This is a genomic window from Morganella sp. GD04133, from assembly GCF_029835375.1.
Lineage (GTDB): Bacteria > Pseudomonadota > Gammaproteobacteria > Enterobacterales > Enterobacteriaceae > Morganella > Morganella morganii_B.
The window spans coordinates 1-919 of record NZ_JAODZS010000101.1 but is presented as its reverse complement, the minus strand read 5'-3'; the positions used below and the strand labels follow the sequence as shown (position 1 = coordinate 919).

The 919-nt window shown below is 49.1% G+C and carries 2 pseudogenes; both read left to right on the top strand.

Annotated features, from left to right (window positions below):
- Window positions 1–309: pseudogene (locus N7387_RS21290) on the top strand (DNA-binding protein); the annotation flags it as partial.
- Between the two features lie 107 nt (window positions 310–416).
- Window positions 417–919: pseudogene (locus N7387_RS21285) on the top strand (DNA replication protein); the annotation flags it as partial.

Below are 919 nucleotides of genomic sequence, written 5' to 3'. Positions count from 1 at the left end.
ACGTGTGGCGATGGCCTGATTGAAATGGTTCGTACCGGTGAAGTATCAGCGACAACAGCTGTTGCATTATCCCGCGAACACGGCACTCAGGCATCCGCAGTTGCCACCGAGCAGATGAGCAAAGCCAAAGCAGCCGGTAAGAAGAAACTGACCCGAAGTGCGGCGTTGCCGCAGTTCAGCGCAGTGAAGGCCAGAAAGTTTATTCAAGCCGTTGCTGATGCAGGGTTAGAGCTGGATGGCGAGGCCGGACTGCTCATGGAAGAGTACCAGGCATTTTTATCTGAAACCGGACAGGAGGTCATATCATGAATACCGCATTAAACAACGTGTACCGGTTCCCCGGCAGAGCGCCGGAGGAGCGGCCTGTAACGCCGGAGCAATCCGGCAAGGGGTTTGCATTGATACACAGACAATTCATGGACAGCAGGCTATACAGGGATTCTCAGGCAGTCCATCTGTGGCTGCATCTGATACTGAAAGCAAATCACACTGACGAGGAGGTTAACACTGATATCGGCATGATGATTGTTCGGCGCGGCCAGATGATCACCGGCAGGCCGACACTGGTATCCGAGACGTTCATTCCGGACAACAAAGTGAAGAGTTTACTCCGCACTTTTGAGTCGAAAGGGATGATTAATATTGAGTCGAAAGGTCGTAAATTCAGCCTGATTTCGATAGTGAAATATGACGATTTTCAGTCTCAAAATTGTCCAACGGATGTCCAACGATTGTCCAACGCAAACACCAGTAAAAACGCACCTCTCAGCGATGTTTGTCCAACGGATGTCCAACGATTGTCCATAAACAATAATAATATATTAAATACTAACGTATTTAATGATCGTCCGAGAATTTCAAAATCTTCTCCCCGCAAAGCAAAACCAGAGGCCGCAGTCAGCTCACCGAAAGGTGACAA